Source organism: Streptomyces sp. NPDC088350, assembly GCF_044753545.1.
GTDB lineage: Bacteria > Actinomycetota > Actinomycetes > Streptomycetales > Streptomycetaceae > Streptomyces.
The window spans coordinates 805,141-818,698 of record NZ_JBIVNL010000001.1; the positions used below are offsets into that span (position 1 = coordinate 805,141).

Consider the following 13,558-nt stretch of genomic DNA (forward strand, 5'->3'; position numbering starts at 1 on the left):
GCGGCGTCATGCTGCTCGAAGTGCGGGATCTGCACGTGGAGTTCAGGACCAGGGACGGGGTCGCCAAGGCCGTCAACGGGGTCAGCTACAGCGTGGACGAGGGGGAGACCCTCGCCGTGCTGGGGGAGTCGGGGTCCGGGAAGTCCGTGACCGCGCAGGCCGTGATGGGGATTCTCGATGTGCCGCCGGGGAAGATCACCGGCGGGGAGATCCTGTTCCGGGGCAAGGATCTGCTGAAGTTCAGGGAAGAGGAACGGCGCAAGGTGCGCGGCGCCGAGATGGCGATGATCTTCCAGGACGCGCTGTCCTCGCTCAACCCCGTGCTCTCCGTGGGCGACCAGCTCGGCGAGATGTTCGTCGTGCACCGGGGAATGTCCCGCAAGGACGCCCGCGCCAAGGCGATCGAACTGATGGAGCGCGTACGGATCCCGGGCGCGGCCCAGCGCGTCCGCGACTACCCGCACCAGTTCTCCGGCGGTATGCGCCAGCGCATCATGATCGCGATGGCGCTCGCCCTCGAACCGGCGCTGATCATCGCCGACGAACCGACCACCGCCCTCGACGTCACCGTCCAGGCACAAGTCATGGACCTGCTGGCCGAGTTGCAGCGCGAACTGCACATGGGGCTCATCCTCATCACCCACGACCTCGGAGTCGTCGCCGACGTCGCGGACAAGATCGCCGTGATGTACGCCGGCCGGATCGTCGAGTCGGCCCCCGTCCACGACATCTACAAGGCACCGGCCCACCCGTACACGCGCGGCCTGCTGGACTCCATCCCGCGCCTGGACCAGAAGGGCCAGGAGCTCTACGCCATCAAGGGCCTGCCGCCGAACCTCATGCACATCCCGCCCGGCTGCGCCTTCAACCCCCGCTGCCCGATGGCCCAGGACGTGTGCCGGACCGACGAACCCGAGCTGTACGAGGTGGACGAACACCGGGGCAGCGCCTGCCACTTCTGGAGGGAGTGCCTCAATGGCTGAGCCGATCCTGGAAGTCGCCGGACTCGTCAAGCACTACCCGCTGACCCAGGGCATCCTCTTCAAGAAACAGGTCGGTGCCGTCAAGGCGGTCGACGGTGTGGACTTCACGCTCGCCAGAGGAGAGACCCTCGGCATCGTCGGGGAGTCCGGCTGCGGCAAGTCGACCGTCGCCAAGATGCTGGTCAACCTGGAGCGCCCGACGGCCGGTTCGATCAAGTTCAAGGGCGAGGACATCAGCAAGATGTCCGGCCGCGCCCTGAAGGCCGCCCGGCGCAACATCCAGATGGTGTTCCAGGACCCGTACACCTCCCTCAACCCCCGTATGACGGTGGGCGACATCATCGGGGAGCCGTACGAGATCCACCCCGAGGTCGCGCCAAAAGGCGACCGGCGCAAGCGGGTTCAGGATCTGCTCGACGTCGTCGGGCTCAACCCCGAGTACATCAACCGCTATCCGCACCAGTTCTCCGGCGGCCAGCGCCAACGCATCGGCATCGCACGGGGGTTGGCGCTGCGCCCCGAGGTCATCGTCGCCGACGAACCCGTCTCCGCGCTCGACGTCTCCGTGCAGGCCCAGGTCATCAACCTCCTCGACCGGCTCCAGGGCGAGTTCGACCTGTCGTACGTCTTCATCGCGCACGACCTGTCGATCGTCCGGCACATCTCGGACCGGGTCGGGGTCATGTACCTCGGCCGGATCGTGGAGATCGGCAAGGACGCGGAGATCTACGACCACCCGACGCACCCGTACACCCAGGCGCTGCTGTCCGCCGTGCCCGTGCCCGACCCGGACGCGCGGGAGCACCGGGAGCGGATCATCCTGTCGGGGGACGTGCCGTCGCCGACGAACATCCCGTCCGGATGCCGCTTCCGCACCCGCTGCTGGAAGGCGCGGGAGCGGTGCTCGCTGGAGGTGCCGCTGCTCGCGGTACCCGCCGAGTTCCGGCTCGCGAGCGGCCCCGCGGCGCACGACTCGGCCTGTCACTTCGCGGAGGAGAAGACGGTCGTACCGCAGGAGGAGACCCCCGAAGCGACCCCGGACGATCTTGCGGATGGGGCGGAATAACACCACAAACAGGTATCAACCGCGTTAACACGCAGGCAACTCGGCCGACCCGGTCCCGATATACGGACGCGTCAACCTGAACAACGTACGGCCGTGCGGGTGCCGTAAACGGACCGGGGCGCGCCATGTCGCCCCGGTCCGTTGCCCGTTGTCAGCGGGGGAGCCCCAACGAACGCCGCAGGAAGTCCAGTTGGAGCAGCAGCAGGTTCTCCGCCACCGTCTCCTGCGGGGTCATGTGCGTCACCCCGGACAGGGGGAGCACCTCGTGCGGGCGGCCCGCCGCGAGCAGCGCGGAGGACAGGCGCAGGGAGTGGGCGACCACCACGTTGTCGTCCGCCAGGCCGTGGATGATCAGCATCGGGCGGTGCGGCTCGGCCGCGTCCACCAGGCCCGCGTCGTCGATCACGGAGTTGCGGCGGTAGACCTCGGGCTGCTCGGCGGGGTGCCCGATGTACCGCTCCTGGTAGTGGGTGTCGTACAGGCGCAGGTCGGTGACCGGCGCCCCGACCACCGCCGCGTGGAAGACGTCGGGGCAGCGCAGCGCGGCGAGTGCGGCCAGATAGCCGCCGAACGACCAGCCCCGGATCGCGACCCGGCCGAGGTCGAGCGGGAAGTCGGCCGCGAGCGCCTGGAGCGCGTCCACCTGGTCCTCCAGGACGACTGCCGCGAGGTCGTCCCTGATCGCCTTCTCCCAGGCCGGTGAGCGGCCGGGCGTGCCCCGGCCGTCCGCGACGACCACCGCGAAACCCTGGTCCGCGAACCACTGCGAGGTGAGGTGCGCGTTGTGCGCGGCGACCACGCGCTGACCGTGCGGACCGCCGTAGGGGTCGAGCAGAACCGGGAGCGGGCCGCTGCCGTCGTAGTCCCGTGGCATAAGCAGGGCGCACGGTACACGTCGTGCGCCCCCCTCGGTGAACGTGATGCGCGGGGTCGTACCGGGATCTTCGGCGTACGACGTGACGGTCGCCGTCTTCTTGCCCTCGCGCAGCACCTGTACCCGCGTGCCCGGCCGGTCCGGCACCGCCGACAGCAGTACGGTCACGCCCCCGGCGCGCACCGCCGAGTGCACTCCGGGCTGTTGCGAGAGACGCTCCAGGCCGAGCTCGTTGACGCGATAGACGTGCACCTCGCCGGTCTCCGGGGCGGGCGCGTCCTCGCCCGCCGACGCCGAGACCAGCACGCTGTCGTCGGAGACGTCCAGCACCGCGCGGATGTGCAACTGCGGTCCCGTGAGCAGGCGTTCACCGACCGCGAGCACCCGGGCACCGCCCTCGTCGGCGATCCGCACGAGCTGCCCGGAGGGGCTCCAGCAGGGCACGCCAGGGAAAAGATCAAGCCAAACTGGATCTTCGTCGGCGTGCACCATCCGGGTCGCCCCGGAGTCCGGCTCGACGGCGAGGAACAGCTGGCTGCGCTGGTCCCGGGCCTGTACCAGCAGCAGTGGCGCACCCGCCGCTGACCAGTGCACTCGCGCCAGATACGGGTACCGCGCCCGGTCCCAGACGACCTCCGTGCGCACCCCGTCCAGACCGATCACGTACAGCCGCACGTCCGCGTTGGCCGTGCCCGCCGCCGGATACGCGACCCGCTGCGGCTCGCGCTCCGGGTGGGCCGGGTCGGCGATCCACCAGCGCTGGACCGGCGTGTCGTCCGCGCGGGCGACCAGCAGCCGGTCCGAGTCCGGCGACCACCAGAAGCCGCGCGTACGGCTCATCTCCTCGGCCGCGATGAACTCGGCCAGCCCGTAGGTGACTTGCTCCGACTCCGGCTCGGCGAGCGCCCGGTCGCCGTCGCCCTCGGCTCCCACGACGCGCAGGGCGCCGCCGGCGACGTAGGCGATGTGCCGTCCGTCGGGGGCGGGGCGCGGGTCGATCACCGGTCCGGGGACGGTGAGTTCACGTGCCGTGCCGGCTCGCAGCTCGGCCGCGAAAAGCCGCCCTGACAAGGCGAAAGACGCCAACTCGGCCTCGCTGTCGGTGGCGTAGCCGACGATCCCCGCGCCGCCCTCGCGGCTGCGTTCGCGGCGCGCCCGCTCCTCGCGGGAGAGGTGCTCCGTTGCGCCGCCGAGGAGGGCGCGCGGGTCGGCCGCCACCCGCTCCCCGCCGTCCGCCGGATCGAGGACCCACAGCGCGTTCACCCGGTCCGTGCCGGAGGAGGAACGCAGGAACACGACCCGGGAACCGTCGGGCGCCACGGTGAACGCGCGCGGCGCGCCGAGCGTGAACCGCTGGGTACGGGCGTGCCGTCGGGGGAAGGAGTCAGCCTCGGTCGTCATGCCCCGACCATATTGGCCATGCGCCCCCTTGTGCGGCTGTGCGCCGAGCGATGCGCGAGCGCGGATAGTTATGATCACTGGCGCTGGGTGGGTATGAACCTGCTGGCTGCTGTATGGATTTGCTGTACGGGTCCACGCCATGGATCCATTTGCCCCCATAGTCCGACCCCCCTAGTCCCTGGGATCATTGGAGGTGAGCCGCCGTGGCACTCTCGATTTCGGCGGTGGTGCTGCTGGCGATCGTCGTCTTCCTTCTGGTCAAGAAGTCAGGGCTGAAGGGCGGTCATGCGGTCGTCTGCATCCTCCTGGGGTTCTATCTGGCCTCCTCGACGATCGCGCCCACGATCAGCGATCTCACGACGAACATCGCCAGCATGATCGGCAGCATCAAGTTCTGACGGGTCCCCTTTAGGGTGGGCCCATGACGGAACTGCCCGGCCGTCGTCTGCTGCTCGTGCACGCGCACCCGGACGACGAGTCGATCAACAACGGCGCGACCATGGCCAAGTACGCGGCCGAGGGTGCCCACGTGACCTTGGTGACGTGCACCCTCGGCGAGCACGGCGAGGTCATCCCGCCGGAATTGCGGCATCTGTCGGGTTCCGCGCTGGCCGAGGAGCGGGAGCGCGAACTCACGGCCGCCATGAAGGCGCTCGGCGTCGCCGACCACGGAATCCTGGGGGGCCGCGGCCGGTACCAGGACTCCGGGATGATGGGCACCCCGGACAACGACGACCCCGCCTGCTTCTGGCAGGCCGACGTCGACGAGGCCGCCGGACACCTCGTCGAGGTGATCCGCGAGGTACGCCCCCAGGTCCTGGTCACCTACGACCCCGACGGTGGCTACGGCCACCCGGACCACATCCAGGCCCACCGCGTCGCCATGCGCGCCGCCGAACTCGCCGCCGACGCCGGGCATCCGGTCGCCAAGGTCTACTGGAACCGCGTACCCCGGACCGTCGTCGAGGAGGGCTTCGCGCGGCTCCGTGCCGTACTGCCGGAGCTTCCCTTCGCCGCGACGGCCGCCGTGGACGACGTACCGGGTGTCGTGGACGACGAGCGGATCACCGCCGCGATCGACGGCACCGCGTACGCCGCCGCCAAGACCGCGGCGATGCGCGCGCACGCCACGCAGATCGAAGTGGCCCCGGACGAGCCGTACTTCGTGCTGTCGAACGAACTCGCGCAGCCCGTGTTCACCACCGAGTACTACGAGTTGGCGCGTTCTTCCGTGAGCGGGGTACCCGGTGGGGCGCCCGAGACCGACCTCTTCGAAGGGCTGGGCCCGTGATGAGCGCCACCAACGGCGGGAGCCTGCTCGCCCAGCCGCTGCAACGGCCGTCCGCCCTGCGCGTGTTGGCCTACCTGGGACTCTTCGTGCTCGGCGCGGTCGTCGGGGCGGCGGGGGCGCTGGTGCAGGCCGCCTGGTTCCCGGGCGGACTGCTGCTCGCGCTCGCCGGAGCGGGCGGACTGTTCCTCGGCGGAGCGAGAGCCGCCGACGGCCGGGGCGGGGCCGTGGCACCCGCGGCCGGCTGGATGGTCGCCGTCGTCCTGCTCACCGCCAGCCGACCGGAAGGCGACTTCCTCTTCGGCGCGGGAGTCGGTTCCTATTTCTTCCTGCTCGGCGGGATGGCCGTGGCTGTGATGTGCGCCACGTTGGGTTTGGGGCGGCAACCAAGCAGCCCTGACGTCCGACTTGGCAAGTGACGTACCACTTCGCGGTGACGCACGCGTGCGAGTCCGGTGTGGGTTTCCCCAGCGGTCGTGGGATACCGCCAAGAAGTGGCCAGTATGGTGGTGCGCGCCGCCGAGTCGCCCGTGGGTGTCGGGCGGCGGAGCCAACCGGGAGAACCTGCCTTGAGTCGTGAAACTGACACTCCGTCCTCCGGGCCCGACGGGCGCGGCGGAGCCGCATACCCCTCGGGAACCCCGCCGTACGGGACGCCCGCGGCTTCCGACGACCGTACGGATGCGGGGCGTTCGGCCGCGCAGCCGGAGGAACGCAAGACCGAGACGACGCTGACGACCCGGATCCGGATCAACATCCCCGGTTCGCGGCCCATTCCGCCGGTCGTCGTGCGGACGCCCGTCGCGGACACCGAGTTCGCGGACGCGTCCACGACCGCCGAGGTGCAGTTGCCGAGTTCCGCGCTGCCCGCGGGCGTCGTCGAGCCGACCGGTGAACTCGCGCTGCCCGGCGCCGAGGAGAAGACGAGCGACTGGTTCGCACCCCGCAAGTCCGGCCCCGCGAAGGGCGGTCAGGGCGGTGGCGGCACCAACGGGGCGGGAATTCCCGGCGGTTCGGCCGCGGGTACCCCGACTCCCGGTGCCTCCTCGGGTACACCCGCCGGTGCACGGCCGACGGGCGCCCGCCCCGGTGGTGTGGTCGGCGCCATGGGCCTGCCGAGCGCTTCCCGGCCGGCCGGCGCGAACGGCGGTACGAACGGCGCCGGACTCGGCGGCGCCACCGGTTCCGGACCCGTCGCCCCCGGACACAGTGGCGGCACGGGCTCCTTCGACGTGACCGAGGCACTGGCGGCGGGCCCGCTGGGCAACGGCTCGCGCCCGAACGGCGGCGGACCGGGCGGACCCGGCGGACCGGGCGAACCGCGCCGCGACGACCTGCCGTACTTCTCGGGGAACGGGCAGGGCGGTTTCCCCGGCCCCAACGGCCAGGGCGGGCAGGGCGGTTATCCCGAGGTCCATGGCCAGGGTGAGCAGAGTGGTTTCCCCGGCCCCAACGGTCAGAGCGCACAGGGCGGTTTCCCTGGACCCAACGCCCACGGCGACCAGGGTGGCTATCCCGGACCCGACGGCCAGGACGAGCTGGGAGGTTTCCCCGGGGCCAACGGCCACGGCGGGCGCGCCGAGCAGTTCCCCGGGCCCGGCGGCCAGGGCAGGGGTCCCGGGGGCACCGGTGGTCCCGGCGGCCAGGGCGGTCCCGGTGGACCCAGTGGTTTCAACGGCCCGAACGGACGCGGCGGTCAGAGCGGCCCGGAGGGTCCCGCGGGCCCGACCGGCGGTCCGGTCACCGGAAACGGCCTGATGCTGCCGCCCGGCCCCATGGGCGGAGCACAGGGCGCGCCGGTGGGCTACGCCGACGGACAGGGCGGCACGAACGGCGCCGGTGGTCCCGGCGCTCCCGGTGGACTCGCCGGTCCGGGGGGCCAGGGCGGTCCCGGCGGCCCGGGCGCGTCCTCCGGCCGACACGGCGCTCGCGGCAGGGGCCCGGGTGGTCCGGGTGGTCCTGGCGGTCCTGGCGCGGGCCTCCGTGGTCCCGGCACAGGTCCCGGTGGTCCCGGCACAGGTCCCGGCGGTCCTGGCGCTGGCCCCGGTGGGTCTGGAATGGGCCCCGGCGGCCCCGGAATGGGCTCTGGCTCCGGCGCGCACGGCGGCGCGGCTCTCCCCGGCATGATCCCCGGCGGCGGTCTCAGCGACGACACCGCGATCCTCACCCCCCAGAAGCCGGCCCCCGAACCCGGCATGCCCGGCTACGGCGCCCCCGCCGACCAGGTCTCCGGACACACCGTCACCAGCGGTATGCCGGTCGTCCCGGGCACGGGGAACTCGCCGTTCGGTCCGGGCACCCACCCCGACGGACCGCTCCCGCACACGCCCGCGAAGGTGCCCGAGCCCGGCTCGACGCAGAGCACGCCGGCCGCCAAGAACGCGGGCAAGAGCGCGGCGAAGAAAAAGAAGAAGGGCCGCAGCAAGCTGGTCCTGCTCGTCGTCGGCGCGTTCGTCCTCGCGGGCGGTGCCTACGGCGCCGGGCTGCTGATGAACCACACCGACGTGCCCAAGGGCACCACCGTGCTCGGTGTCGACATCGGCGGCGGCACCCGCGACGACGCCGTCAAGAAGCTCGACGACGCGTTCGGCGACCGGGTGAACAAGCCGCTGAAGCTGTCGGTCGGCGGCAAGACGGTCTCGCTCAAGCCGGACCAGGCGGGGCTGCAGTTCGACTTCGCGTCCACGGTCGCCTCGGCCGCCACGAGCGACTACAACCCGGTCTCCGTGATCGGCTCCCTCTTCGGCCGGCACCGGGTCGTCGAGCCCGACATGCCGACCGACGAGGAAAAGCTCCAGGCCGCCCTCTCCGACCTCGGCGGCGGCTCCGGCTCCGGCGCGGTGACCGAGGGCACGATCCAGTTCAAGGCGGGCAAGGCGGTCGCCGTCTACGGCAAGGCGGGCAAGGCCATCGACGGGGCCGGCTCCACCGCGGCCGTGGAGGCGGCGTACCGCACCGAGGTGGAGACCGGCACGGCCGGCGCGGTGACGGTCCCGACCACCACCAAGCAGCCGGCGGTCACGAACGCCGAGGTCGACCGTGAGATGAAGGCCTTCGCGGAACCGGCGATGTCCGGGTTCGTCACGGTCAAGACGGACACCGGGGTCCAGCTGAAGCTGAGCCCGCAGAACTCCCTCTGGAAGTTCCTCGGTGTGAAGGCGGTGAACGGCAAGCTCACCGACAGCCCCGACCTGACCGCCCTCAAGACGCTCTACGGCAGCACCTTCGACAGCGTCAAGATCACCCGGGCGACCGGCCAGAAGACCGCCGTCACCCCGCAGGACGTGTACCTCGCCCTGCGCAAGGCACTGGTCAGCACGACCGACCGGGTGGGGATCATCGACACGACCCCCAGCTAGCGGCACAGCCCGGACGAACGACGAGAGGGCCACCCGGCACAGGCGCCGGGTGGCCCTCTCGTCGTAGGACACCGCCCCCGGCATGACATCTGTCATGCGGCACACCGGACCGCCGACACTGCCGGGAACCGGTCCCCGGCGGCCACGATGGGTGCATGACGACAACAGCGGCGACGGCCACCCCGGTGGTCGGGTTCGATCAGGTGAGCAAGAGTTACGGCAGCGTGCGGGCCGTCGACGGGCTGTCGCTCGCGTTGCACGCGGGGGAGACGGTGGCCCTGCTGGGGCCGAACGGGGCCGGGAAGTCGACCGCCCTGGACCTGCTGCTGGGCCTCAAGCAGGCCGACACCGGCAAGGTCGAGGTCTTCGGCACCAGCCCCCGCGAGGCCATCGTCGCCGGGCGGGTGGGCGCGATGCTGCAGAGCGGCGGGCTGATGGACGAGGTCACGGTCGGCGAGCTGGTCAAGCTGGCCTGCGCCCTGCACCCGAAGCCGTACAGGGTCGCCGACGTGATCACCCGCGCGGGCATCGCCCAGATCGCCGACCGCAAGGTCAACAAGCTCTCCGGCGGGCAGGCCCAGCGCGTCCGCTTCGCCCTCGCCACCGCGGGCGACAGCGACCTGATCGTCCTCGACGAGCCGACCACCGGCATGGACGTCTCCGCCCGCCAGGCCTTCTGGGCCACCATGCGCGAACAGGCCGACCAGGGCCGTACGGTCCTCTTCGCCACCCACTACCTCGAAGAGGCCGACGCCATCGCGGACCGCGTCCTGGTCCTGCACCGCGGCCGGCTGCTCGCCGACGGCACGTCCGCCGAGATCAAGGCGAAGGCGGGCGCCCGGAGGATCGCCTTCGACCTGGACGGCGAGATCGACGAGCCGCCGATCCGGGCCCTCCCGTTCCTCACCACCATCGACATTTCGGGCCAGACGATCCGCATCCAGTCCACCGACGCCGACGCGACCGTCCACGCGCTCTACGGCCTCGGCGTCTACCCCCGCAACCTCGAAGTCGCCGGGCTCGGCCTGGAGCAGGCCTTTGTCGCCATCACCGCCGCCGAGGAGGCCAAGCAGTCATGAACAGCCTGATCAAACTGGAACTCACCCGCGCCCTGCGCAACCGCAAGTTCCTGTTCTTCTCGGTGATCTACCCCTCGGTCATCTTCCTGCTCGTCTCCAACCAGACCGGCAACGTCGACGGCACCGGCCTGAGCGTCGCGAAGTACGTCATGGTCTCCATGGCCTCCTTCGGCGCCCTGACCGCCGTCCTGATGGGCAACAGCGAGCGCATCGCCAAGGAGCGCGAGAACGGCTGGGTACGGCAGCTCCGGCTGACCACGCTGCCCGGACGCGGCTACGTCCTCGCCAAGACCGCCAGCGCCGCCGTCGTCAGCCTGCCGTCCATCGTGGTCGTGTTCGTCGTCGCCGCCGCGGTGAAGGACGTACGGCTGGACGCCTGGCAGTGGCTCGCGCTGACCGGCGCGATCTGGGCCGGCAGCCTCGTCTTCGCCGCGCTCGGCGTGGCCATCGGGTACCTCGCGAGCGGGGACGCGGTCCGCCCGATCACGATGATCATCTACTTCGGTCTGTCGATCCTCGGCGGCCTGTGGTTCCCGTCCTCGACCTTCCCGGCGTGGCTCCAGGACATCGCGAAGTGGCTGCCCACGCACGCGTACGCTGCCCTGGGGCAGGCCATCGAGCAGAGCCAGTCGCCCCACGCCAAGGACGTCACCCTCCTCGTCGTCTACTTCGCCCTGTTCGCGGGCGGGGCGGCGTGGCTGTACCGGAAGGACACGCTGAAGGCGTGAGCGCGATGACGGACGACGGGAAGCCCGCGGAGCACGCGATCCGGGTCGGCCAGGAACCCCGCAACCGGGCCGAGGCGGCGCGCAAGCTGGTCTGGATCCTGCCCTGGCTGATCTTCCTCGGTTCACCGGTGCAGGACCTGACCTCGGGCCGGCACTCGACGGCCGCGGTCACGCTCGGCTGGCTGGCCCTGGTCTCCTTCACCGGCGTCTATCTGACCCTGGTCTTCCGGAACATGGGCCGGGCCTTCTCCGGACGGATCGTCGGGGCCCTCGTCCTGCTGCTCGGCATGATCGCCGTGGCCCTGTGCCTCACCCTGGGCAAGCCCTGGACGGGCCTCTTCGTGTACGTCTCCGTCACCTGCGGCGCGGCCCTGCCGCAGCGGATCGCGTACGGGGCGATCGGCACGAACACCCTGGCCATGCTCCTGGTCGGCCTGTACGTCGGTGAGGACGACTGGAGCCTGCTCCTGGTGGTGCTGCTCCTCGGCTTCGCGATGATGGGCGTGAAGCAACTCGTGCGTACGACGGTCGAGTTGCGCAAGGCCCGCGCCACCGTCGCCCAACTCGCCGCCAACGAGGAGCGGTTGCGCCTGGCCCGAGACCTGCACGACCTGTTGGGCCACTCCCTCTCCCTGATCACGCTGAAGAGCGAACTCGCCGGCCGCATGCTCCCCGACCACCCCGACAAGGCGGCCCAGCAGGTCGCCGACATCGAACAGGTCAGCCGCCAGGCCCTGGTGGACGTCCGCGAGGCGGTCACCGGTTACCGCCGCCCCCGCCTCCCCGGCGAACTCGCGGGCGCCCAGGTCGCGTTGACGGCCGCCGGAGTAACGGCCGACCTCCCCACCGACCCCGACCTCACCGACACCCCCGAACCCAGCGAGTCCGCCCTCGCCTGGGCCCTGCGCGAGGCGATCACCAACGTCGTACGGCACAGCGGCGCCCGCCGCTGCGTGGTCGAACTGGTCCGCCGCCAGACCCTGGACGGCCCCGTCCTCGAACTGTCCGTCGAGGACGACGGCACCGGCGGCTCGGGCAAGGGCCCCGGCAACGGTCTGACGGGTCTCGGCGAGCGCCTGGAGAAGGTCGGCGGCTGCCTGGAGGCGACCCGCCTCAAACACGGCTTCCGGCTGGTCGCACGGGTGCCGGCCGGAGCTCCGGTCTCCTCGCCGGACGTAGGATCGCCCGCATGAGCCGTACGATCAAGGTCCTCCTCGCCGAGGACCAGTCGATGGTCCGCGAGGCACTGGCCGCACTCCTCGGCCTGGAGGACGACATCGAGGTCGTCGCCCAAGTCGCGCGCGGCGACGAGGTGTTGGCGGCGCTACGGCGGCACGCCGTGGACGTGGCCCTCCTCGACATCGAGATGCCGGGCTGCACGGGCATCGAGGCGGCGGCCCAGGTCCACAAGGAACTCCCCGCCGTGAAACTGGTCGTCCTCACCACCTTCGGCCGCCCCGGCTACCTGCGCAGCGCGATGGAAGCGGGCGCCGACGCGTTCCTCGTCAAGGACGCCCCGGCGGCCCAACTGGCGGAAGCGGTAAGGAAAGTCCTGGCGGGCGAGCGAGTAATCGACCCCACCCTGGCGGCAGCGGCCCTGGCCGAGGGCGCCAACCCGTTGACCGACCGAGAGCGTGAGGTCTTGAGGGCGGCGGCGGACGGTTCGACGAACGCCGAACTCGCCAAGACCCTCCACCTGTCCCAGGGCACGGTCCGCAACTACCTGTCGACGGCCATTCAGAAGTTGGCGGTACGGAACAGGGCGGAGGCGGTGAGGATCGCAAGGGAGAAGGGCTGGTTGTAATCACAGGCCAGGGTTGGCGCCCCGATAGGGGCGCGGGGAACTGCGCGACCAGCCACAACGCACCCGCACCCGCAAGACGACCAAAGCTCAACGGCGCATAGGCGAACGTCAGTTCAACATGGCCCGAGCCGATCGCGCCTGCCCCCGCACCCGCTCAGCCGCAGCCTCATCCACCACAGCCACCACCTCCGCATACGCCTCCAGCTCATCCGCCCCCGTGAGGAAATCCCCCCGCTCAACCAACAGTTGAGCCCGCTCGTACCGCAACCGAGCCGAATGCGAAGGCAACAGCAACGCCAACTCCACACCCCACAAGGCAACATCCGACCGCTCCGGCCGAGCCGCGGCCCACGCCCGGATGTTGTTCAGGACGCGAGACACCACCTCCAGCGGCGCCGCAGGCACAAGCATCGAGGGGTGCAGCGCCGCCCCGGTAGCCCCCGCCACCAGCAACTCCGCGTCGCCCCCCGACAACACCCGCCCCCCGTCGAACGGATCGGCCAGCACCTGATCCTCCGCCGGCCCGAACCCCACCACGAAGTGCCCCGGCAAAGCGACCCCGTACACCGGCGCCCCCGCCCGCCAGGCCACCTCCATCCACACCACGGACAGCAGGATCGGCAACCCGCGCCGCCGCCGCAGCACCGCGTGCAGCAACGAGGACTCCAGCCGCTGATAGTCACCGGGCGAGCCCCGGAACTCGAAACGCACGCCGAGGAGTTGACGCAGCGCGCCGGCCCAGGCCGACGGCCCCCCGGGCCGGTACGGCAACTGCCCCGCCAGCCGGTCGAGTTCCATCTGCGCGGAGTCGATCCCGGTGTCGTCCAACGCCCCGTCCGCCGAGGCCCCCACCAGCAGACACAGCGTCGCGAGATCGGGCCGCTCGGACCGAGCCTCCTCGGCGAACCGGCGACGCACTGCCGCCGACCGCTCGGGCGACGGGGGACAGGGAGCAGGCATGGCGAACTCGTACCCC

12 protein-coding genes are annotated in these 13,558 nt (G+C 71.2%); 10 read left to right on the plus strand and 2 right to left on the minus strand.

Translation table 11 applies throughout. The features are described 5' to 3' along the window. Positions 1-8: 8 nt before the first annotated feature. A complete protein-coding gene (locus ACIQBL_RS03720) occupies positions 9-983 on the plus strand; it encodes an ABC transporter ATP-binding protein (RefSeq protein WP_401936330.1) in 975 nt (324 codons plus the stop codon). Continuing rightward, complete coding sequence (locus tag ACIQBL_RS03725; RefSeq protein WP_401936333.1) at positions 976-2,049, plus strand: ABC transporter ATP-binding protein; 1,074 nt, start codon at positions 976-978, stop codon at positions 2,047-2,049. Before ACIQBL_RS03720 ends, ACIQBL_RS03725 begins: the two co-directional genes overlap by 8 nt. Before the next feature lie 151 nt (positions 2,050-2,200). Here the strand turns inward: ACIQBL_RS03725 and ACIQBL_RS03730 are convergent, their stop codons facing one another. Next, positions 2,201-4,324: a prolyl oligopeptidase family serine peptidase gene (locus tag ACIQBL_RS03730; RefSeq protein ID WP_401936335.1), complete on the minus strand. Its 2,124-nt coding sequence runs from the start codon at positions 4,322-4,324 to the stop codon at positions 2,201-2,203. Positions 4,325-4,527: 203 nt separating this feature from the next. Between ACIQBL_RS03730 and ACIQBL_RS03735 the strand changes: the two genes are divergently transcribed. From ACIQBL_RS03735 to ACIQBL_RS03770, 8 genes are all read left to right on the plus strand, one after another. Next, positions 4,528-4,722, plus strand: coding sequence for a hypothetical protein (locus ACIQBL_RS03735; RefSeq protein ID WP_362975292.1), 195 nt, complete (start codon positions 4,528-4,530; stop codon positions 4,720-4,722). Between the two features lie 23 nt (positions 4,723-4,745). Beyond that, on the plus strand, positions 4,746-5,615 hold the full coding sequence (mshB, locus tag ACIQBL_RS03740) for an N-acetyl-1-D-myo-inositol-2-amino-2-deoxy-alpha-D-glucopyranoside deacetylase (RefSeq protein ID WP_401936338.1): 870 nt from the start codon (positions 4,746-4,748) through the stop codon (positions 5,613-5,615). Beyond that, the gene (locus ACIQBL_RS03745) at positions 5,615-6,031 is read left to right on the plus strand and encodes a DUF6113 family protein (protein ID WP_401936340.1); all 417 of its coding nucleotides are present in this window, start codon (positions 5,615-5,617) and stop codon (positions 6,029-6,031) included. Before mshB ends, ACIQBL_RS03745 begins: the two co-directional genes overlap by 1 nt. 150 nt (positions 6,032-6,181) lie before the next feature. Next, complete coding sequence (locus tag ACIQBL_RS03750; RefSeq protein WP_401936343.1) at positions 6,182-8,971, plus strand: hypothetical protein; 2,790 nt, start codon at positions 6,182-6,184, stop codon at positions 8,969-8,971. Positions 8,972-9,126: 155 nt separating this feature from the next. Next, positions 9,127-10,050, plus strand: coding sequence for an ABC transporter ATP-binding protein (locus ACIQBL_RS03755; RefSeq protein WP_401936346.1), 924 nt, complete (start codon positions 9,127-9,129; stop codon positions 10,048-10,050). Beyond that, positions 10,047-10,778 carry an ABC transporter permease gene (locus ACIQBL_RS03760; protein WP_401936349.1) on the plus strand — a complete coding sequence of 244 codons (732 nt, stop codon included), beginning with the start codon at positions 10,047-10,049 and terminating at the stop codon, positions 10,776-10,778. The genes ACIQBL_RS03755 and ACIQBL_RS03760 overlap by 4 nt, the downstream gene beginning before the upstream one ends. Beyond that, entirely contained in the window at positions 10,775-11,971 is a 1,197-nt protein-coding gene (locus tag ACIQBL_RS03765; protein ID WP_401936352.1) for a sensor histidine kinase, read from the plus strand. Before ACIQBL_RS03760 ends, ACIQBL_RS03765 begins: the two co-directional genes overlap by 4 nt. Beyond that, complete coding sequence (locus ACIQBL_RS03770; RefSeq protein ID WP_401936354.1) at positions 11,968-12,582, plus strand: response regulator transcription factor; 615 nt, start codon at positions 11,968-11,970, stop codon at positions 12,580-12,582. Before ACIQBL_RS03765 ends, ACIQBL_RS03770 begins: the two co-directional genes overlap by 4 nt. 108 nt (positions 12,583-12,690) lie before the next feature. Here ACIQBL_RS03770 and ACIQBL_RS03775 read toward each other — a convergent pair whose 3' ends face one another. Beyond that, entirely contained in the window at positions 12,691-13,542 is an 852-nt protein-coding gene (locus tag ACIQBL_RS03775; protein WP_401936357.1) for a tetratricopeptide repeat protein, read from the minus strand. Positions 13,543-13,558 lie beyond the last annotated feature (16 nt).